The sequence below is a fragment of the Sorangium sp. So ce362 genome, from assembly GCF_051519845.1.
Lineage (GTDB): Bacteria > Myxococcota_A > Polyangia > Polyangiales > Polyangiaceae > Sorangium.
This window is the reverse complement of sequence record NZ_CP150332.1, coordinates 9,033,873-9,055,082: the sequence shown is the minus strand read 5'-3', so window position 1 is coordinate 9,055,082 and position 21,210 is coordinate 9,033,873. Positions and strand designations below refer to the sequence as shown.

At 70.9% G+C, this 21,210-nt stretch carries 16 protein-coding genes and 1 pseudogene; 10 read left to right on the top strand and 7 right to left on the bottom strand.

The genetic code is table 11. The annotated features are described in order from the left end of the window. Positions 1–577 precede the first annotated feature (577 nt). Positions 578–778: a hypothetical protein gene (locus WMF17_RS34785; RefSeq protein WP_437645294.1), complete on the bottom strand. Its 201-nt coding sequence runs from the start codon at positions 776–778 to the stop codon at positions 578–580. Between the two features lie 342 nt (positions 779–1,120). Between WMF17_RS34785 and WMF17_RS34780 the strand changes: the two genes are divergently transcribed. Continuing rightward, positions 1,121–2,350: a flavin-dependent oxidoreductase gene (locus tag WMF17_RS34780; protein WP_437597629.1), complete on the top strand. Its 1,230-nt coding sequence runs from the start codon at positions 1,121–1,123 to the stop codon at positions 2,348–2,350. 390 nt (positions 2,351–2,740) lie between these two features. Here the strand turns inward: WMF17_RS34780 and WMF17_RS34775 are convergent, their stop codons facing one another. The 4 genes and pseudogenes from WMF17_RS34775 to WMF17_RS34760 all read right to left on the bottom strand — a co-directional run bounded on the left by WMF17_RS34775 (position 2,741) and on the right by WMF17_RS34760 (position 6,133). Next, the gene (locus WMF17_RS34775; RefSeq protein ID WP_437645292.1) at positions 2,741–3,901 is read right to left on the bottom strand and encodes a Kelch repeat-containing protein; all 1,161 of its coding nucleotides are present in this window, start codon (positions 3,899–3,901) and stop codon (positions 2,741–2,743) included. 1,006 nt (positions 3,902–4,907) lie between these two features. Continuing rightward, positions 4,908–5,393: pseudogene (locus tag WMF17_RS34770) on the bottom strand (response regulator transcription factor); the annotation flags it as partial. A gap of 30 nt (positions 5,394–5,423) precedes the next feature. Continuing rightward, positions 5,424–5,567 carry a hypothetical protein gene (locus WMF17_RS34765; protein ID WP_437645291.1) on the bottom strand — a complete coding sequence of 48 codons (144 nt, stop codon included), beginning with the start codon at positions 5,565–5,567 and terminating at the stop codon, positions 5,424–5,426. 119 nt (positions 5,568–5,686) lie between these two features. Further along, positions 5,687–6,133, bottom strand: coding sequence for a DUF2147 domain-containing protein (locus tag WMF17_RS34760; protein ID WP_437597625.1), 447 nt, complete (start codon positions 6,131–6,133; stop codon positions 5,687–5,689). Positions 6,134–6,912: 779 nt separating this feature from the next. On the opposite strand from WMF17_RS34760, the gene WMF17_RS34755 reads away from it, so the two are divergent. After that, positions 6,913–7,062, top strand: coding sequence for a hypothetical protein (locus WMF17_RS34755; RefSeq protein ID WP_437645289.1), 150 nt, complete (start codon positions 6,913–6,915; stop codon positions 7,060–7,062). An 864-nt stretch (positions 7,063–7,926) separates the two neighbouring features. Further along, a complete protein-coding gene (locus WMF17_RS34750; RefSeq protein WP_437597624.1) occupies positions 7,927–8,049 on the top strand; it encodes a hypothetical protein in 123 nt (40 codons plus the stop codon). 201 nt (positions 8,050–8,250) lie between these two features. Here the strand turns inward: WMF17_RS34750 and WMF17_RS34745 are convergent, their stop codons facing one another. Together WMF17_RS34745 and WMF17_RS34740 are read right to left on the bottom strand one after the other, a co-directional pair. Continuing rightward, the gene (locus WMF17_RS34745; protein WP_437645288.1) at positions 8,251–9,522 is read right to left on the bottom strand and encodes a hypothetical protein; all 1,272 of its coding nucleotides are present in this window, start codon (positions 9,520–9,522) and stop codon (positions 8,251–8,253) included. Positions 9,523–9,553: 31 nt separating this feature from the next. Beyond that, positions 9,554–11,176 (bottom strand): hypothetical protein, encoded by a 1,623-nt coding sequence (locus WMF17_RS34740; protein ID WP_437645286.1) that lies wholly within the window; start codon positions 11,174–11,176, stop codon positions 9,554–9,556. Positions 11,177–11,715: 539 nt separating this feature from the next. Here WMF17_RS34740 and WMF17_RS34735 point away from each other — a divergent pair. The 7 genes from WMF17_RS34735 to WMF17_RS34705 all read left to right on the top strand — a co-directional run bounded on the left by WMF17_RS34735 (position 11,716) and on the right by WMF17_RS34705 (position 21,209). Further along, entirely contained in the window at positions 11,716–12,483 is a 768-nt protein-coding gene (locus WMF17_RS34735; RefSeq protein WP_437597621.1) for a hypothetical protein, read from the top strand. A 687-nt stretch (positions 12,484–13,170) separates the two neighbouring features. Continuing rightward, complete coding sequence (locus tag WMF17_RS34730; RefSeq protein WP_437645284.1) at positions 13,171–16,056, top strand: poly(A) polymerase; 2,886 nt, start codon at positions 13,171–13,173, stop codon at positions 16,054–16,056. A gap of 204 nt (positions 16,057–16,260) precedes the next feature. After that, the gene (locus WMF17_RS34725) at positions 16,261–16,581 is read left to right on the top strand and encodes a transposase (protein WP_437645282.1); all 321 of its coding nucleotides are present in this window, start codon (positions 16,261–16,263) and stop codon (positions 16,579–16,581) included. 27 nt (positions 16,582–16,608) lie between these two features. After that, on the top strand, positions 16,609–16,887 hold the full coding sequence (locus WMF17_RS34720) for a hypothetical protein (RefSeq protein WP_437645280.1): 279 nt from the start codon (positions 16,609–16,611) through the stop codon (positions 16,885–16,887). Between the two features lie 489 nt (positions 16,888–17,376). Next, entirely contained in the window at positions 17,377–17,733 is a 357-nt protein-coding gene (locus tag WMF17_RS34715) for an ArsR/SmtB family transcription factor (RefSeq protein WP_437645278.1), read from the top strand. Positions 17,734–17,770: 37 nt separating this feature from the next. Next, positions 17,771–18,244, top strand: a complete 474-nt coding sequence (locus WMF17_RS34710; protein ID WP_129572587.1) for an SRPBCC family protein — start codon at positions 17,771–17,773, stop codon at positions 18,242–18,244. A 511-nt stretch (positions 18,245–18,755) separates the two neighbouring features. Next, entirely contained in the window at positions 18,756–21,209 is a 2,454-nt protein-coding gene (locus WMF17_RS34705) for a protein kinase domain-containing protein (protein WP_437645276.1), read from the top strand. Position 21,210 lies beyond the last annotated feature (1 nt).

The following is a 21,210-nucleotide window of genomic DNA, read 5'->3' as shown; positions in this document are numbered from 1 at the left end:
TTCAGGTCGTGTGTTGCGACAGCAAACCTCTAATCCGGATCGCGCTCGTTCATGGCGTGGAGCGTGCCATGGATGATTTGTTGATACAGCGTCGTTTTCCAGGAGGGCCGGATCGCATGGCAGAATGGTCTGTCGACCGAGGGCAGGTCCCGCAGTTGGGGCTTGACGTCTCCGAAGCATTTCGATTTCCTTCTCCCTCGGCATGTACGACCGCACCGAGGACTTCATCGGCGGTGGCACCCATCCCCCCAGGATCCACAGCCCGGGCGAGTACGACGCCCTCAAGGCTTGAACGGCCGCCGGGCGGCAGGGCCCGCGAGAGGGCCGTTCAAGTCCCCGCCCCGGGCTCCTTGGCCTCGCAGCCCGTCGCCGAGCAGTTGGATGGCACGAGCGGGCTCGCGGAGGACGGCCGGCCATCCGATGAACGCGCACCGGCCGTCCTCGAGCTCCGTGAGCGCGATCCTTCCCCGGCCGGTCGTCGCCGAGGAGGGGTCGCCGATCACGGCCCTCCCGTGCACGTGGCCGACGGCGCCTGGCACGTGGCCGACGGCGCCTGGATCGAGCGGCCGCTCCCGGTCTACGGTCTCGATGTCAGCCCGGCCAGGATCGCATCGAGGCGCCGGAGCACCCCTTCGAGCCGCTCGATCGCCGTCTTCAGATACTCCCGGTACTCTCGATTGTCGGTATGGACCAGCTCTTCTCGCATCCCCACGAGCCGGATGGACAGCGCTGTCCTCATATCTCTCGCTTCGCGCTCGTCGAGCTCGAAATGAACCATGGCCAACTCTCTCCCTGATCTACGAGCGGCATGTCCCCAGGACCGCGGGATACATGGTGACGCGACGTCTCGCTGTCATCGGCTCCCGCGACATCGGGAGCGCCTGCCGCGAAAGCCGTCCTGGTTCGCCGGCCTCCGGGCGCTGGCGGGCAGCGTCCGGAGGATGGGCGAGCCCGCGCGCTCGCCGGCACCGACGAGAACGGCGAGATCGGGCCGCTCGCCTGCATCGGGGCTATGCACGGCGGCCGCGATGATGACCCTCCGCGGCCGCCGTGCCGGCGATCGAGAGGGCAGCGGCTTCAACAAGGGGCGGCGTCGAGCCGCATGTCCACGGGAGGACTTATGCAAGTGATCGTCGCGGGCGCCGGGATCGGCGGCCTGGCCGCGGCTCTGGCGCTGCACGCCTCGGGCCATGAGGTGGCGGTGTTCGAGGCGGCGCCCAGCATCCTGCCGCTCGGGGTCGGCATCAACCTCCTGCCCCACGCCGTGGAGGTGCTGGGCGAGCTGGGCCTGCTCGAGGCCCTGTTGGCCAACGGGGTGGCGACCCGCGAGCTTGTCTATTTCAACCGCTTCGGTCAGCGCATCTGGGGCGAGCCGCGCGGCCGCTTCGCCGGGCATGCCGCGCCGCAGATCTCCCTGCACCGCGGCGCCCTGCAGAACGTGCTGTTCGACGCCGCCGTCGAGCGGCTGGGCGAAGGCCGGGTGATCTGCGACCGGCGCCTTTCGGACCATGAAGAGAACGGAGGCCGCATCGTGGCGCGCTTCTTCAATCGCGCGGGTGCGGCCTCGAAGGTTCCCGCCGACCTCCTGATCTGCGCCGACGGCATCCATTCGGCGGCGCGCGCCGGCCTCTATCCGGACGAGGGGCCGCCGGTCTATGGCGGCCGCATCCTGTGGCGGGCGACCAGCCTGGCGGCGCCCTTCCTCACCGGCGCCAGCATGATCATTGCCGGGCATCAGGACCAGAAGTTCGTCGTCTATCCGATTTCCCCACCGGGGCCGGACGGCCGCCAGAGGATCAACTGGGCCGCCGATCTCGCGGTCGCCAGGAACCTGCGACGGGAGGACTGGGACCGGCCGGGCGACCCCGCCGATTTCCTGCCCAGGTTCGAGGACTGGCGCTTCGGCTGGCTGGATGTGCCCGGCCTGATCCGGAGCGCCGAGGCGATCTACGAGTTCCCGCTCGTCGACCGCGATCCCCTGCCGCGCTGGAGCCATGGGCGCATGACGCTGCTGGGCGACGCCGCCCATCCCATGTATCCGAACGGCTCCAACGGGGCGAGCCAGGCCATCCTGGACGCCCGCGCCCTGGTCCGCGCGCTCGCCGCCCATGCCGATCCGGTGGAAGCGCTGGCCGCCTACGAGGCCGAGCGCCTTCCCGCCACCGCCGCCATCGTCGCGGCCAATCGCCGCAACGGTCCGGAGCAGTGCCTGCAGGTCGCCTACGAGCGCGCGCCCGACGGCTTCGACCGTATCGAGGACGTCTTCGCCCCCGGCGAGCTGGAAGCCATCGCCGCCCGCTACAGGGTGCTGACCGGCCTGAAGTACGCCTCGGAGCCCCTCGTGCGCTGACAGGAGCCCCCGGCGCGCTCGCGGGTTTCGTCCAGCTCACGCGCAAGCCCGTGCCCCACGACACCTGAAGCGCCGTCCCTGCGCGGCAGGGGCCGAACTGGCAGATCGGGAAGAGCACCGGATCCGCGGTGGGCAGCGAGGAGGGGAGCAGCGACGGATCGCTGAGCGCCTGGAGCGTGATGGTGACGGGAGCCGCCGATGTGGCGCCGCCGACCTGCACGGCTGTCTCGGGGGTGATCTGGAGGAGGGGAGCGACCTGGAGCGTGATCCAGCTTTCGGAGGCGCAGGCTCTCGTGGTATCGTGAGGAGGCTTCCCTGAGGCATCGCCTCATGGTTTCCCTCCTTCCGGCGCCGCTCGTCCAGGCGTGAGCCCACCCGGATCGCTCGCGATCAGCCGCCGCAGCCGAGGGGGATCGTCAATCTCCACATGTCGTTGAGCAGCACCGGCGCGAACTCCGCTGTCGCTCCCCCGAAGATGTAGAGTTCGTAGGCCGTGGCGGTCCTGCGAGAGAAGTAGAACTGGCCGAACCTCGGCGCCGGCGCCGGCCCCGTCATCGCGGTGTCCACGCGCGTCCAGGTCCCTGTGTGGAGATCGAAGTACCAGAGATCGGACAGGGTGGACCCGTCGAACTGGCTGCCCCCGAAGAGCCAGATGCCGTCGTTGTGCTCATCGGCGATCAGCTTCGCGTTGTCGCGGTGGCCCGGTCCTCCGGCCTCGTCGAAGACGAGCTGATCCCAGGTCTCGCTGTCGACGTCGAACCTCCAGAGATCGCCGAGGTAGTTCTCCGGCGCGAACAGGCCGGTCCCGTTCACGGCGTCGTTCGTGTACCCGCCGTAGACGAGCAGGGCGTTCCAGCCCTCGGCGTAGACGAGCGGATGATGGGCGCGAGCGCGCGGGGCGGGCGAGCCGGTCGCGACCTGCTTCCAGCCGTTCTTGTAGCGGACCATGTTGTGCTGGAGGCCGTCAGGGCGGTTGATGAAGGCCGGCAGCGTCGACGAAGAGCCCGAGAAGGCGTACGCGACGGTCTTGTGCTTCCCCTTCTTGCGCACGGCGACCGCCTCCGTGGAGCGGTTGGCGCGCCCGATCTCGGCCGCGCTCTGCGCGATCTGCGTCCACCCGTGCGCCGGGTCGAACCGGAACGTGTCCTGGTGCGTGAGGTCGAGCCCGCGCCGGAAAGGACCTCTCCCGCCGGAGACGAACAGCGCGTCCTCCTCGGCGACGCACCACATCATCGACTCGGCCCTGGCGGACGGCCCGCCCGGGTACTGGCCGAGGTCGTACCAGGTCGCCGTGTCGACGTCGAAGGCGCTGAAAGCGGCCACGGGCTCGTCATCCGGGTAGGTCCCGTTCAACCCGCCGAAGATGTAGAAGAGGCCCTGGTGATAGGCGCTCGCGCCGTCCCAGATGGCGTCGGGGACGGCGCCGCCCTGCGGAATCTCGGTCCAGTAGGGCAAGCTCGACTGGGCGGCGCCCGGGCGGATCCCGGCGAACGAGAGCAAGAGAGAGAAAGAAGCGATGAGAACGATCCGAAGCTGAACCCTGCGTGTCATCCGAGCGACCTCCTTGTTTCAGGTTTCAGGCAACGGCGGGCTCGCTGGAGCAGGTCGCCGGCAGACCTTTACGTTACCACGAGAGCCTGCGCTTTCGAAAGCTGGATCACGATCCAGGTCGCGACCTCGGACGTGCCGGCGCAGGGTGACGCTTCCGGCCATTCCGGGTGTAGGTCTCTATGTTGAAACCACGAATCCACATACGGAGATGATGATGAGAAAGCTCGCAGCTACCTGCGCAGCGCTGTTATGCCTCGTTCACGGGGGAAGCGCGTTCAGCCTCACCCTAGAACGCCGATCACATTGAAATTCCGCTAAGATCGACTCATGGGAAGAGGACCGCAAGGACGCAAGGGGCGCAAGGAGGGAGAAGAATATAATTCTATCTCTGTTCCCTTGCGCCTCTCGCGCCCTTGCGGTCTCTCGTCTGACTGGGTGCCGTGCCCTTCCAGCGTGCTCCTCGGCGGCTCCGACGGGTGCCACAATCTGTTGAATTTAGCCGAATTTCAACCTATTCGGCGTTCTAGGGACGACCGATGACGCCGGCGCGCTGACCTCTGGTCCCCTCGGGAGCGCGCTCGCCCGCGACCACAACGCATTCTGGTCCGCGGAGCTGTATCTTATGAATACCCCTCGGCTTTTAGAGTAAACGCAAGCGATCTCACAACCGCAGGCTCACCTCACGCTGGATCGGCCAGCGGCTCCTCTTCCGCCGCCTCCAGCGGCGGCGCCGCGGGCGCCTCGGCGGCGTGGCTGGCCTCGGCGGCGCGTGCTCCAGCACGGACACGGCCGACGGGCCTACCGCCGAGCACCTCGGCGCGGCGGACCAGGAGCTCCTCCTCGGCGTGCTGTGCCCGCTCTTGGCGGTCAACGGCAAGGTCCAGCTCTGCCACTACACCGGCTCGGCGAGCTACCCCTACATCATCATCAACGCCAGCGTGCAGGCCTGCATTCACGATCACTCCGGCCACGCCCACGACTACATCGCCGTGCGCGACCCGACCTGTCAGGGCGGCGGCTGTCTGCCGGTGGACGTGCCCTGCGACGCCAACGTGCCGTGCTGCGACGGGCTCGCCCGCCAGATCTGCTTGTTCAGCATCCCCCGCGTCACCCGCTCGCACACCTCCCGCTGGCGCGGCGAGAGCGCCGCGAGCCGAGCGGCGAGCGCCTCCACCTCGGCCCGCGCCGCCCGCGCCTCCGCGTCGCGGGCCAGGGCGCGCGCCACGGCGGCGAGCAGGGCCTCCGCGTCGAGGGGCTCGGCGAGGAAGTCCACGGCGCCCGCCTTCATCGCCTCCACGGCCACCCTCACGTCTCCGCCGTCGCTGGTGAAGACCACGGGGAGCGCGCGCCCGTCCTCGCGCAGGAGGGCCCTCACCTCGAGGCCGTTCAAATCGGGGAGCTGGACGTCGATCACCGCGCCGCCCGACACCGCCGCATGCGCCGCCTCCAGGAAGGCGAGCGATGACGCGAATGCCTGCACCGCGTGCCCCGCCTCCTGGAGCCGCCCGGCCGCGGCCCCGCGCTACTCGAAACGGTGACCGCGGCCGACGACGTCGGCGGTGAGGTCGCCGTAGACCGTCGCGAGGAGCACGCGGGCCGCCTCCAGATCGCGCGTATGGATGAGCGGAGGGCGTTCGAGCCCCTGGCGAGCGGATCGGTCGAGCATCGTGGGCTCGGGCAGGCTGCAAGGGGAGAAACGGATTCAGCATGGCGGATCGAGAGACCGCACCGCACACGCGCCACCCTCTGCGACTGGGATCCTCGTGTGGTCCCGCGTCATGCCCGCTACTTCTTCAGCCAGGTCTGGGTCCTGCCGAGGAGGGAGATGCCCAGGAAGCCGCGCACCTTCAGCTTCTTCCCGCCCTCGATCGCCTCGAGCTTGCAGCTATAGGTCTCGCCGTTGTTCGGATCCAGGATCGTACCGTCATCGTACTCGTCGTCATCGCGGACCATGTTCTTGATGATGACGAGCCCCACAAGGGGCTTGTTCTTGTCGGCACCCTCACAGGCGGTGCAGATCTTCGGCTTCCCCTTCGCGTCGAGCGGCTGCTTCAGGCTCACGATCTTGCCGAAGATCTTCCCGCCCCTCTCGTAAATCTCTATCACCGACTGCTCGACCCCCTGCTCATCAATCGTCCGCCACTGGCCGGTCACAGGGAGAGGCGCCGCGAGCACGAGCGAGGTGGCGAGGGAGCAACCCAAGGCGGAAAAAAGAGCCAAGAACGTCTTCATGTCGTCAGAACTCCTTTCATCGGTCTGCGAAGCCACGGCGTTCGGCCCTGGCGTGGTGCTTGATTCGCATGTCGGTGTGCGCCGCTGTGTGCAACATGCCTTGGAGCGGGGACGGGGCGCCGTTTGTTCATCGGGCCGGAGGGAGCGGCGGCGGAGGCAGAGCTCTGGTCAGAGGGGGAGCCGAACGGTGGACATGGCTCCTCTCGCAGCAGCCCTGCGGCGCGGTGGACGTCATTTTTCCCCCGAGGGTACCGAGCGGGCCCGTGGAGCGCAACGGCGCCGTGCAGCGGGGCGCCGGGACGTTGGGTGGCCAGCGAACAGTTGATTCGACGGGGCTGGATCCCGCCGTGGCCAAGCTGCCCTTGGCCCACGCCTCGGCCGCGCGGGTCCGTCCTGTGCCGGTACGATCCCGCCGACTGAGTCGGTCATGTAAGGTCCTCTATGTCAACCAGCGCGTGCAGCGTGGGCGTACGGTGGGACCGGTGATGCCACGAACCCTTCACCGCGGGCGATGCGGCGGCGGAGGGCGCCCCGCTGGGCCACACCGGAGCCACCCTCGGCGGCGCAACAGGCGGACACCATGAAATTCGCTACCGTTTTCGGCGGCCCGCTCGTCATCGACCAGGTGTTCCTGGCGGGACTGTTCCGCGGGGGCGAACCGTCGCGTTCCGTCGCATCCCCGGGGATCTGGGGAGGGCGTGACGACGGATCGCACCCCCTTGGGAGGCGTGGACCCAACCCGGGCCCAGCGGTCAAGCCCCGGGCCTGGGGAGCTCGCCGTGACCGATCCGTCGCCTCGGGCGGCCGTGGTCGCCTCGCTCGCCAGCACCCTGAGCCGCGCCGTCGCCCTCGGAGACGAGGCAGCGGCCCGGGTCGTTCACGAGGCGATCGGTCGGCTGCTCGGGCTGCCGGTGGCACCGGAGGGGTGAGCAAGCTTGGGCCGACATATCGAGCGCGAGCCGGGTGCTCGGCGAGCACCTCCGCCGCCGCGGCAGCGAGCGTCGCGGCCCGCCGCCCCCCGGCCCGCCGCTCCGGGTAGCTGCCGAGTTGTCCTTCCGTGGTATCGAAGGGACGCGTGGTGTCACGGCGCCGTGCCATTTCGAGCGCGGTGCGAGCACGCTGCTGTATCGCACCAATGGATGCCGAGGCGGAGGAATCAATGCGGCAGGTCGAGCAATGAATTTACCGGCGTCATGATCCGGTGTGGGGCGCCCCGCGTCGGGTACTTGAGCCGGTACGCGATGCGCCCGGCCGAAAGTTGCGAGACGCGATCACTTCCCATCCGAGCGGGCCGATCCTCCGGTTCAATCTTCGCCGTATTCCAGCAATACTGGAAGCCAAAAAATCGACATCGGCCCGTGCCCAAACTGGCTCCCCCACGTTCTCCATCGGGTGAAGGGGCCGGCGGCAACGGCGGGCCGCTTACGGGGCGCCGCGCTGCATGGGCCGGCCGGCTCCCCTCCATCCACACGTTGCGAGCTGCAGAGCTGGATTATGCGCAAGAGTTATCTCATGGCGTCGATTTTCATTGCGACCGCGCTCCTCGCGGCCGGCTGCAAGACGGGGAAATGCGCGGATGCCGTCGAGCACGCCGCGGCCTGCGGGGCCGACGACCTCGATCTCGTGGAGGGAGCGTCTGGAACAGAGGGGCGGTCCGCCTCGGCCTTCGAAGCAGCCGCCGTCCGGCGGCGGCAGCGCGATGCTCGATGTCCTCGAGTGCCCAGCTTGCAAGGGGCGGATGAAGCTCGTCGCCATGGTCACCGAGCCCCGGAACATCGTCCGCTTCCTATCTGGTGACGCTCTGCCGCCAGAAGATCCACGCCGCGGAGATCCAGGTGCAGACCATCACCGAGCAGCTCGAGCGCGAGGCCCCGGAGACCACGGACGCAGACGACGAAGAGGACGAAGACGAGTAGACAGGCGCAGGGGCCCCAGTACATGCTCAGCGACGGCGCTGACCGCATCGCCATCGATCGGGCCATCCGCGACCGAGCGCAGCACCGGCGTGCGTTGGGGACTCGAGTGCGGGCCGCAGTCACGCACGCCGGGCATCGTGGCGCCGGTGTCCGACGTGGCCGTGCCGGTGAAGGAGGGCGAGGACGACTGAGCCTGGGGGATCACGACCCCCCGATGCCCTGCTCGATCATCCACTCGAGCGTGCCTTCCTCCCGCGCGCGCTCCGCCCTCCTCGCTTCGGCCTCGACCCTCCTCGCCTCGACCTCCCGCTGTCGGATGAAGTCCTTCCTCTGCTGCTGGACTTCGGCGATGCGGCGCGAGAGAAAAGTCGAGATGTCGCCGACCTTCGCCGGATCGATGGCCTGGATGACGATGGCACTGCCGTCGCTCAGCTTCTCGTCCTTGGTTGACGTGGCTTTCACCTGGACCACGTTGAGGATGCCGCAGTCGATCATCGACTTGAGCCGGCCATTCGTGTCGGTCGAGTCGATTGAATACGTCTTGATCCCCGTCTTGCCGATGATGGGATAAGCGAGCAGATCGAGGTAGCCCGACTTGGCCCCGAACTGGGCGACGACGCTGAAGCGCTGGCACAGGCGTGAGAGCAGGAGGTGCTCGGCGAGGATGCCAGCCGCCTCCTCGGTGAGCTGGTTCTCGAAATGCGATGCGACCTTGTCGATCGCGGCGAGCGTCGTCTTGTTGTCCACGGTGAAGTCCACGATGTCGGCGGCGCTGGGTATGGAGTAGCGGAGGGCGCTCTGGGTCGGCTGCTTCCCCAGGAAGATGATGTGGCCGATCCCGGCGGTCCTCGCGAGCGCGCAGAGCTTTTCGATCACCACCGACGACAGGATGGGGCTCGAGTGCTTGCAGGGCCGGAGGCGGATGATCACGGAGAGCTTGTCGTCGTTCACCTTGGGGAGCTGGTCGTCGACGAGAGTCCTCAGCTCTTTGGGGAGCCTGCCGGGCTCGTGGTGGGTGAAGGCGAGGGCGATGCTCGGCGCCGCGTCCGCGGTGTAGCGCTTGCACACGAATCCATCCATGGCGTTGAAGCTCTTCAGGTCGCTCCCTTTGAGGTCGGCCGCCTTCAGGTTGCTGCGCACCATCGATGCCAGCTCGCTCTGTCCAGCCGTGAGCTGATCGAGGAGCGACGTCGGCACGGGAATGCCCAGCGCCAGGGCAGCGAGCACGTGCGAGAATTCCCCGGGCGACAGCTTCTTCGACATGGACGACCGCTGGACCGCGGTGGCTCCTGAAACCGGTGCGCCCATCGCCGGCCGCAGCCGGACGACGGTGGCCGGGTGCGGCGGGAGGGCCGTGGGGCGCACGGTCGCTGGATGCCGCTGGACCACGGCCGCCGGGTGCGGCGGGAGGCTCGGCTTCACCAGGCGCGGTCGGGTCTCCATCGCCGGGTGCAGCCGCTTTCGCAGCTGCACGGTCGCCGGATGCGGCGGCAGCGGCGGGCGCTCACCGCCCGCCATCTGTCCCCGCCCCCTCGTCCCGCATCACCGCGCCGATCTGCACGCGCAGCGCCCTGCCCCCTCTCACGTCCGGGTCCTCCGCGAGCGCCGCGTCGAGCCATCGCAGCGCCTCCTCGCAGCATTGCTGACCGAAGTGGCAGTATGCCAGGTTGTAGGCTGTCGCCGGCGTCGTCCCGCGTGCTCTCCACGAGCGCTCGAAGTAGCGAATCGCCTCCGCCAGATACCCCAGCTCGCGCATCCACACACCGAGATGGAACACCAGATCTCGCTCTTCGCCGATCTCGTAGTGCAGCTCCTCCATGCGCCGCGCCATCCGGAAACAGGCCCGCCGCTCCTCGGCCGACGCCGAGCCCGAGAGCTCGATCACACGGTCGAACACATCCATGAACAACTTGCCGTCCATGCCGCCGAGCCGCAACGCCGAGAGGACGTGCCGCAGCCCGATCGCCCCCTGCGCCGCCTCCACCGCCTGCTTCAACGAAAACCAGTCATCCGGACCGAACCCCGAGGCCACCTCGGAGAACGCCGCGACCGTCTCCGCGCCGCCCGCGGGAGCGTCCATCAAGAACGCGCCGACACACAAGCTCCGCGACGGCTGGGGTGGGAAGAGCGCGCGCCCGCCGAGCCGCTCCACATACCTTCGGACGGCGTGATAGTTCACGGGCAGCGACACGCTGCCATGCCGCGCGATGTCCGGCTCCGGCCGATCGAGCAGCTCTTCTTCGTGGCAATACCCCCTGTCGGCCGACAGGAGCAAGAGCCCGCCGCCCGCGATCCGCGAAAGCGAGCGCACGCACGCGAGCGACGCCGTGGGGATCTGAAATGCCCCGTCGCCGATCACCCCACGATAGTCGTCCACGAGGAAACGAAAATCCGGGTCGAGATCGATCTCTCCCTCCACGGGAAACAGCACGTATTCCACACCGAGGCCGTCGAGCAGCGCCGGATCCGACCGATCCCCCACCGGGCCGCGCGCGCGGAGGGTCACCCGCGCCTCGAGCAGCTCGCCGGCCTTCAGCCGATAGGCTTCCTGCGGAAGCCCATCGAACACGTAGTTGGCGATCGCCGCGAGAGGCGCCTGCGAGCCCGGCGCGAGCGTCGTCCCCGCGACCTGGAGGTGCAGGGCTTCGTCGCGCTCCGCGTCGAACAGGGCCACGTCGAGCACGCCGGCGTCGAAGAAGGGACGGAGCTGTGGATGCGCCCGCCAGAAAGCGAGGTTCGCGGGCGAGACGTCGGTCATGACGTAGCGGACGAGGGCGCCTTCGAGCAGCGGGATCCGCGGCTCGGCGAGCAACTTTTGCAGGAAATGGTAGGCGAAGCGCCCCGAGCCCGCGCCGAGCTCCACGATGGTGAGCCGCTCGCCCGGTGCGCGCCTCCCGGCGGACGCGACATCGCGCAGAAAGCCTGTCACGACCCGCGCATAGGAGGCGGCGACGAAGGCATTCGACGTGATGTAATGGGGCACCTCGCCGCTGCGCCATGCGTCGATGCCCGTCTTCTCGAAGTAGGCTCGCTGGAGCTTCCACAGCACGGAGCGAGACAGGCGCTGCGCGCGCTCCAGCACGACGGGCTCGGAGCCGGCGCTCTGCCCCCCGGGGTCGGCGCGCACAGGGACCGCACAGGACCCGGAGCACGGACACGCCGGGCTCGCCGTACGGATCTCGGGGGGGGGCGCTGCGCCCTGCGCCGCCGGGTCAGCCACCGGAGCCGAGATCGAGGGACCATCCATGATTGGCCTTCTCCCCTCGTCTCGAAGAGCGGGCCAAGAAATCGTCCGGCGCCCTTGTCGTGCTCCCCATCCTGTTCGAACCGCCCCCGACGCAGCGCCGCCTGACGGCCCCGTGCTGCGCGCCGACCCAGCGACACACGAGCTGCGCGCCCTCCCCGGCGGCGGCACGGCGGCGCAGAGCCCCTTCCCATGGCTGGACGCCCGGGTAATCTCGGGCACTCGAGAGGTGGGCCACGAACCCGAACAGCTCATCGTGCTCGCGCGCGCGGGCGACGACCACGAAGACCACAGCAGCGAGGAGGAACAGCGCCGGGGAGCCGGAGAAGGCAGCCGCGCCCCGAAAGGCCGCTGCGCCGAAGGAGAAGGCTCCCGCGAGGCAGAAGGCTGCGACGCGCAAGAAGGAGCCGCCGCCCTCGCCGGTGCCGAGGCTCCTCGGCGTCCTCGAGTCCCAGAAGCAGCTCGGCGGCGCGTCGTACCCGCCGACGCTCGAGCGGCTCGCGGAGCTCTTCGGTGAGAAGCCCGCGAAGACGAGCAAGGCGCTGAAGGAGGCAAAGGCGCGCGTGCTGCTTTCCCGCGAGAAGAAGCCAGCGCCCGGTGCGACGCTCGTGCTGCTCGCGGAGGACGTCGAGGCGGTCGCGCAGTCCGATCGGCTCCTGGAGCTGCAGCTCCAGTCAGCGCGCAAGGCCGACGCTCCCGCGGTCGATCTGGCGCAGCTCCCCAAGGGCCTCCTGCCTGCCCTGGGCCGCGCGTTCACGGCGGCGCTCGCTCAGCGCATCGCCGAGCGCCGGCTCCCCTGCACCATCGGCGTCTTGACCGGGAAGAAACCGCTGTTCTTCTTCCTCGCCGACGCCGTCCTCCCGGCCGCCGGCGCGCCGGCGCGGCCTGCGACGACCGACGGCGCTGCCCGCCAAACGGCCCCAGACCGCCCCGGCAACGCGACCTCCGACGGCCCCGGCCATGCGGCCCCCACCCAAGCCGCCGCCCCGCCCGTGCCCTTCGTCGATCGCTTCGACGCTGCCTTCTCCTCCCTCGCCCGCGCCTCCGGCCGCCTCAACTACGTCACACTCCACGCCCTCCGCGCCGCGCTCCCAGACATCCCGCGCGCCACCTTCGACGCGGAGCTCGCCGCGCTCCGGCGGCAGCGGCGCTACTCGCTCGATCCGTCCGACGGCCACGCGGTGCCGTGACCCGCCGGCGCCCCGCGGCGCCGCCGGTGGCGCTCCGCCGGAGCGGCAGCCCCCGATGACCTGTCTATGGAACCATGACGGCCGAGCAATCCGTTGATACCGAGCCCGTGCCACCTATCACGAGGTTCGACCCGGAGCTGCTCGGGTGTCTTCAGTACCCGAAGCCGAGCGCTCTCACGGAGGGACGGGTAGATCCTGAGGCAGCATTGCCCGCTTCCTCACCGCGACCCATGAACGAGGCTTCGCGCCACGCGCCGTCCGGCCACGGCGGCTCGCCGCGCCACACTTCCTCGCGCGGCGAGCCGGCTTCGTTTTCTTGCGCACTGGAGGAGGAGGAGCACGAAGTCGTCCGGGGGGGCGGACGACCCTCCCCGTGACCCGGTCCAGCTCGATCTGTTCGCCTCGAAGCCCGGCCCGTCGGACACGCCGGAGGGGTAGAACCCAAATTCAACCAGCCCAGCCCAGTGGCCGGATCCGGCCACCACCGATGAATCTCTGGCCGGAGGCTGTCGACAGCCTCCCCGGAGAGATGAATCTCTGGCCGGAGGCTGTCGACAGCCTCCCCGGAGAGATGAATCTCTGGCCGGAGGCTGTCGACAGCCTCCCCGGAGAGATGAATCTCTGGCCGGAGGCTTCAGTTGGCCGCCACACTGGACGATTCGCGTGAAGGAGACCTAAAAGATCGCGATGCGTACGAGCGAGGAGATCTACCACCGCATCCGCTGGGATGCGCGCCTCGATCCCGCACGCTTCGTGATGGGCATCGACGTGCACGCGGCGGAGCCCAAGCGCGTCCCGCTGCCGGCCTTCGTGCCGGGGGGCGACCTGCCCTGGCATCGGGTCGTGTACATCGAGGCCGAGGGCGAGAGGGTTTGGGATCGTCAGACGGGCCTCGACTCCCTCGACACGACGCAGGCCGGCCGGGTGCGCGCGCCGCAGCGGCTGCGGCCGCCGTTCTTCACGGCGCGCGTGGCCATGCGCTGGGAGGCGACGGAGGGCTGCTGGGCGCCGGCCGAGGCCGCGGCGCCCCGGTTCACGCCGGGAGCGGGCGCGCGGCTGCGCGTCCTCTCGTGGAACACGCTCTGGGACCGCTACGACGCCGAGCGCATCCACTCCGCGCGGCGCCGGCCGCTGCTCGTCGAGGCGCTCGGCCGCGCCGACGCCGACGTGATCGCGCTGCAGGAGGTCGAACTGCCGCTGCTCGATCTCCTGCTCGGCGCCGGCTGGGTCCGCGCCGACTACACCGTCAGCGACGGGCCGCGCGGGCGCGACGTCGAGAGCTGCCACCTGCTGCTCCTGAGCCGGCTGCCGGTGATCGAGGTGGGGTGGCACGCCCTGGGGAAGTACAAGGCCGCCGTCGCGATGACGCTGGCGCTCGCGGGAGAGCCGCTCGTCGTGGTGGCCACGCACCTCACGAGCGATCACGCGGAGGAGGGGGCACGGAAACGCGCGGCCGAGCTGGAAGACCTCGCCGTGGGCCTCTCCGCCGTCGAGGGCGATCTGGTGCTGCTGGGCGACCTCAATGACGGCGGGCCGGGTCCCGCGTCGAAGCTCGGCCTCGTGGACGCCTGGCTGGAGGCCCGCGGCGCCGGGGACGAGGCGCCCACGTTCGATCCCACCGTCAACCCGCTGGCCGCCGTCTCGTCGCTGACCGGCCGCGCCTCCCGGCTGGATCGTGTGATGTTTCGCGGGGCGGCGCTGCGCCCGATCACCGCCGATCTGGAAGGGACGACGCCGCTTCCGCCGGATGGCCTGTTCCTGTCCGACCATTACGGCGTCCGTGTCGAACTCTCCGTCGGCGAGGCGCCGGGCGAGGTCCTCGACGTGGCGACGACCGCGCGCACGGCCCTCGCGTGGGTACCGCCCGAGCCGCTCTGGCCCGAGATCCAGGCCATCCGCGCGCTCTACGACCCGCAGATCGACCGCTGGCCGCCGCACGTGAACCTCCTGTTCGGCTTCGTGCCCGAGTCGAGCTTCGAGGCGGCGCTCCCGCTCCTCTCGGCCGCCGCGCGCGAGGTCGGCCCGTTCCCCGCGGTGCTGGAGGGTACGCGCTCGTTCCGGCACGGCGCGGACGCCACCGTCTGGCTCGACCCCGCCGCGGGCGGCAAAGATCCGTGGGCGCGGCTGCATCAGGCGCTGGCGCGCCGCTTTCCGCGGTGCGTGGGGCGCGCCGAGGGCTATACGCCCCACCTGACCCTGGGCCGCGTGGACGACCCGGCGCGCGTGCAGCCCGGCTGGGCCGCGCAGCTCGGCCGCCGCGAGGCCGCGGTCGGCGAGCTGGTCCTGCTGTCGCGGCGCGGCGCCGAGCCGATGCAGGTGCGGGCCTCGGTCGCGCTGGGCAGCGGCTCGGTGCGCTGGGCGGCCGAGCCCGCGCCGGCCGCGTCCCCCCGCGCTCCGAAGCCCGACCGCGCGTCAGCGCTCGTGGCCCGGCTGAAGGCGGCCCTGCCCGGGGGCGCGCTCCACGTCACGGGCTCGCGGCGGCTCGGCTGCGCGCTGCCCGGCGCGGACCTCGACCTCGTCGCCGCCCTGCCGGGGCCCATCGATCTCGACGCCGTCGAGGTCCAGGTGCGCTCGGCCCTGCCCGAGGCGTCGACCGTGCGGCGTGTGCAGGCGATCCGCGTGCCGTGCCTCGAGCTCTGCGCGGTTGGCCTGGACGCGGACCTGACGCTCGTCGACGCGGGCGCGGTGCGACCCGAGCACGCCGTCGCGCGGCGCCTCGAGCTGGGCGAGGCCGCCGCGGTGGCCCTGAGCGCCGTCACCGACGCCGACGCGCTGCTCGAGGCTGTCGATGCGGCGTCCGCTCCCTCCGCTGCTCCTCGGCGCCGCGAGGCATTCCTGGCGCTGGCCCGCGCCGTCAAGGCATGGGCTCGCGCAAAGGGTATCGACGCTGCGCCGTTCGGTGGTCTGCCGGGCATCGCATGGCTCGTCCTGGCCGCGCGGGTCGTCTGCGACGCCCCGGACCTGGAGCCCGGGCCCCTGCTGTCCCGCTTCTTCGGCGCCTGGGCAGCCTGGGATTTTCGCCGGCCTATCGCGCTGGATCCTTCGGCTCCGGCGGTCGGCACGCCCGGGGATCCCGTGCGCATCGCGACGCCGACGGCGCCCGTGCGCTCGTGCAGCGATACCGTCGGCGCCGCCGCCCTCGCGACGCTGTCCGACGAGCTGTACTCCGCCTGGGAAGCCGTGGAGTCGGCCCTGGCCGCCGGCCGCGATCCGCTGCCCGATCTGCTCGCGCCCCCGCCGCTGCACCGGCGCCACGCCGCCTGGGCCGTGATCACCGTCGAGGCGCCCGAACCCGAGGGCGTGGCTTCCGGCCTGGGCTGGGTGCGCGGCCGGATCCGCGCGCTGCTCTCGTCCTTCGAGCGCGCCGGGGTCGGAGATCTGCGGGCCTGGCCTCATGCATTCGACAGGGGCCCGCGCCTCGCCCGCCATGCCATCGGGCTGGGCAAGAGCCCGCCTGTGGCCGCGGCCCTCGAGAAGCTCGCGGCTCCCTGGGCTGCGGGCCTGCACGGGGTGCACGTCGCGTGGGTCGAGGGCGGCGGGGTGCCGACGCTGCGCGCTGAACAGGGCGCGTGAGCGCTTCGAGAGGGGTTCGCCGCACGTCGCCCAGCGCCTGCGTGGTGGCGAAGGCGACGCCAGCGCCGTCTCGACAGCGGCGCCGGTGACGTGGAGCTGGGGCACGGGCGTGGTGGGGTCGGTGGATGGCCGCCAGCGAGATGGGGGTCAGGCGGCAGTCACCCTGGAGTTGACTCGGCGCGTGGCAACCGGTGACCTGCTCCCATGGCGCGCACGGCTCCGGGCACGACGACGCGCGCCGGTGCGCACCATGCCGCGGCGAGGGAGGCGCTGCTGCGTTACGTGCTGCGACCCCCGATCGCAGAGGAGCGCGTCGAGCCGCAGCAGGACGGCCTGGTGCGGCTCTCGCTCAAGCGCGCCTTCGCTGACGGGACTGTCGCGGTGGACATGGATCCGCTCTCGCTCCTGTGCCACCTCGCGGCCAGCGTCCCGCCGCCGCGCTTTCACACCGTCAAGTACGCTGGCGTGCTCGCCTCGGCAAGTCGCCCACGTTGGCGCGCAAGCGCATCGGACCGCGCCCTGTGAAGCCAGAAGAGCCTACGAAGGCGGACGATGACGCCGCTCCGAAACGCAAGCGTGGCGGCTATCGAGCGGTCGACAAACCGCGCCGAGCCCTTGCGCCGCACATGTGCGATCGATGTCCTCGAGTGCCCAACTTGCAAGGGGCGGATGAAGCTCGTCGCCATGGTCACCGAGCCCCGGAACATCGTCCGCTTCCTCTCCGCGCTCGGCGAGCCGATGTTCCAGCACGCTCTCCCAGCGTCCACGCGGCGGCCACCGTACTGGAAAAGCACCGTTGTGCGCCGCAAGGCGCCCGGCGACGCCGTATAGCGTCTCGCGTCGCGCGTCCCGGGCCAGACCAACGCCCGGGCGGACACGTGTGCCCACGGCACGCCGATGCGCCCCTCAGCGCGCGCGGCGCCGCCCGGACCACGCTCTTTCGACCCAGGACCGAGCCATCACGACACTCGCGGCCCCACCCTTTAGGTTTGCTGCGCTACACTTCTTCGCGCTGCGATCCGGCTTCTTTTACCTACGCGCTGCTACCAGGCATAGCGCACCCACACCCGTCGTCGTCGGGGATTAGGTAGTCCAACCGCCTGCTGCCCCGTACGGGATTGGGTAGTCCAACCGCCTGCTGGCCCCGTACCCCCGCGGCCGGGGGCGCGTTGGCCCGGCGAGGCGGGGTGGCGGCGCCGAGCCGTATTCCGCTGTCGCTGCAAATTGTCGCAAATTTCTGAATCAAAGTCGGCTCGCGACGGAGCACGCGCTCGATCTCCTCTTGCACGATGCCGACTCGCGCGTTAGATGCTGAACCACATGGTTCAGTATTCGAGTGCCCGCCTCGATGCTTCCTTCGCCGCGCTTTCCGACGCGACCCGGCGCGGCGTTCTGGAGCAGCTCGGACGAGCCGACGCTTCGATCACGGACCTCGCCGAGAAATTTCACATGACCCTCACGGGCATGAAGAAGCACGTCGGCGTCCTCGAGCGGGCCGGGCTCGTCACCACCGAGAAGGTCGGCCGCGTGCGTACCTGCAAGCTCGGCCCGCGCCCGCTCGACGAAGAGACGGCGTGGATCGAGAGGTACCGCCAGCTCTGGGCCGCACGCTTCGACGAGCTGGACAAGGTCATCGAGGAGCTGAAACGAAAGGAGAACGTCGATGGACGCAAGTAAAGAGAGTGAGCCCCAATTGACGAGTAATCGCACGACGGTGGAACCGAAGTCCGATCGCGAGATCGTCGTCACACGGACCTTCGATGCCCCGGCGCGCATCGTGTTCCAGGCGTGGACCACGCCGGAGCTGTTCAGGCGGTGGTGGATACCGAAGTCGATGCCCGTGCCTCTACTTTCCTACGAAGCGGATATCCGCGCCGGCGGCAGCTACCGCCTGGTCTTTGGTCACGATGCCGCGCAGCCGATGGCGTTCTTCGGCACGTACCTCGAAGTGACACCGCATTCGCGCATCGTGTGGACGAACGACGAAGCGGGCGACGATGGCGCCGTCACGACCGTGACCCTCGAGGAAAAAGGCGGCAAGACGCTGCAGGTGCTGCACGAGCTCTATCGATCGAAGCAAGCGCGCGACGCCGCCCTGGCCTCGGGCGCGTACAGCGGGATGGGCGAGACGTTCGAGCAGCTCGATGAGCTTCTCGTCACGCTTGGTACGACGGCGCGATCGTCCTGAAGCCATCGCGCGGGAGGGGCGCCGGGGAGCGCGACGAGCGCGGTCCTCCTTCTCGGCGCTGCGCATTCACGCGGGCGGCGCGAGGCGCACGAGGGCCGCCGCCTCGGCACGCGCGCGAAGAGGGCGCGGAGCTCGGGCGGGATTCTCTGCAAATGCACGCGTCGTCACCGCGTTCGTTCGAGTGGATCCTCTTACGGCCACGCGCAACCGACCCGCGCTTCCAGATGGACGGGCGGTCGGGCGTTTGCGAGAACGTCGACCGACTCGCCAGGGCGGCTTCCGAGAAGGCTTGCCTCCTCCGGACCCCCCGTCATCGCGCCTGATCCGCCTCGGCGATGGCGTTCTCCGGTGGGTCGAGCACCCCGCCATCAAAGAGCTGGATCGACAGGCGCTTCTTTTACCTACGCGCTCCGGCTTCTTTTACCTACGCGCTGACGCGAGTATTTCAGCGCCTCCCGCGCGCCTCGAGGGCTGTCCCGGCCGAGCTTTGCCGGTACCATCGCCGCGCCGCATGGCCTCGAAGCTCTCGCCGAGCGACGACACGGAGAGCACCGCCACGGGCGCCGGGGCGGCGGGCGCGCTCGCGGGCGCGCTGGAGCTGCCCGAGCGCTACGAGGATCGGGGCCAGCTCGGCAGCGGCGGCTTCGGGGAGGTGCGGCGCGTCTGGGATCGCAAGCTCAAGCGCGCCGTGGCCATGAAGATCCTCCGGCCCGACGTGGCGCCGTCCGCGGCGCGCCGCGCGCGGTTCCTCGCCGAGATCGAGCTGACCGCGAGGCTGTCGCACCCGGGGATCGTGGCGGTCTACGACTACGGCGAGCTCGAGGGGGGACAGCTGTGGTTCACGATGGCCGAGGTGCGGGGGCGGACGCTGCGGGCGGTCATCGAGGAGGCGTTTCGCGCGGGCGGCGGGCACGTGCCGCGGCGCCGGCTGCTCGATGTGTTCGCGCGCGTCTGCGAGACCGTGGCCTACGCGCACAGCCGCGGCGTCATCCACCGCGATCTGAAGCCGGCCAACGTGATGGTGGGCGCGTTTGCGGAGGTGCTGGTGATGGACTGGGGGATCGCCCGGAGCGCCGGAGAGCGGGAAGATGTCGCCGGGCCCGGCGCGGGGGCGGGCCGAGCGGCGGCGCCGGCCGGGCTGACGGGTGCGGGCGACATCATCGGAACCCCCGCGTACATGGCGCCCGAGCAGGCGCGCGGCGACGTGTGGCGGCACGGGCCCGCGACGGACACCTACGCGCTCGGGGCCATGCTGCACGACGTGCTCGTCGGCCGCCCGCCGCCCGCCGCGTCAACGAGGGTGGCGTCGGACGATCCGCCGCTGCTCGACGGGGCGCGCGGGACGTCCGACGTGCCGCCGGAGCTCGCGGCCATCTGCCGGCGCGCCATGGCGCTCGAGGTGGAGGCGCGCTACCCGGACGCGGGCGCGCTGGCGCGCGACGTCGAGGCGTTCCTCGACGGCGCGCGGCGGCGCGAGCGGGCGCTCGCGGCGTTCGTGGGCGTGCGCGCGCTGGGCGAGGCGCGCGCAGATCTGCGGGCGCGGGCCGCGGCGGCGCGCGACGAGGCGCGGCGCGCGCTCGCGGGCGTGAAGCCGTCCGACGCCATCGAGGCCAAGGCGCCGGGCTGGGAGCGCGAGGACGAGGCCGAGCGGCTGGAGCGCGAGGCCTCGCTTCGGGAGGCGGAGTGGATCCAGGCCGTGCACGGCGCGCTGGCGATCGACCCCGAGCTGCCCGAAGCGCACGGCGCGCTCGCCGACCACTACCGCGATCAGCTGCTCGACGCCGAGCGCGCGCGCCGCCTCGCCGACGCCGCCCGCGCCGAGGTGCTGCTGCGCGCCCACGATCGCGGCAGGCACGCGGCGTTCCTGCGCGGCGACGGGGCCGTCACCCTGGTCACCGATCCGCCGGGCGCGCGCGTCACCGTGCACCGTTACGTGCTCCGGGGGCGGCGCCTCGTCGAGGAGCCGGCGGGCGAGCTGGGCCGTACGCCGCTCCATGCGGCGGCGCTGCCGCACGGCAGCTACCTCCTCCGCGTCTCGGCGCCGGGGCGCCGGGAGGTCCGCTATCCGGTGCTCGTCGAGCGCGGCGAGCACTGGGACAGCACGCCGTCCGGCGCGTCCGCGCCCGTCCCCATCGCGCTCCCGCGCGAGGGCGATCTCGGCCCCAACGAGGTCTACGTGCCCGCCGGGTACGCCTGGACCGGCGGCGATCCCGAGGCGGCCGACGCGCTGCCGCGGCGACGCATCTGGGTGGACGGCTTCGTCCTCCGGCGCTTCTCCGTGACCAACCGTGAGCTCCTGGAGTTTCTCGACGACCTCGCGCGGCAGGGCCTCGACAACGCGGCGCTGGGGCTGCCTGCGGCCCACCCCGGCGTCCTCGCGGAGGCGCTCGGGATGCCGGGGATCACGCGCGACGCCGCGGGCCGCTTCGCGCTGCGCCGCGACACGCCGGATCCGCCGCCCCAGGAGCGCTGGCCCGCGATCGTCGACGGCCACGTCGCCGGGGCCTATGCGCGCTGGCTGGCGATCCGCACGGGGAAGCCGTGGCGGCTGCCGGACGAGACCGAGCGCGAGAAGGCGGCGCGCGGCGCCGACGGGCGGCTGTTCCCCTGGGGGGATCACGCGGAGCCGGCGTTCGCGTGCGTGCTGGAGATCCACCGCGGCGAGCCCACGCCGTGGCCCGTGGACGAGCCGCCCACCGACGAGAGCCCTTATGGCGCGCGCGGGCTCGGCGGCACGGCGCGCGACTGGTGCGCGAACGTGTGGCGGCACGGCGGGCCGCCCGTGGAGGGCGGGCGGCTGCGGCTCGAGGCGGCCGACCCGGAGGACGACGATTTCCGCGCCATTCGCGGGGGCGGCTGGGGGAGCTCGATCGCGTACTCGCGCGCCGCCGTGCGCTTCGGCGCGCGCCCGGGGATCCGCCGGCCGCTCGTGGGCATCCGGCCGGCGCGCTCCTTTCCGGGCTGAT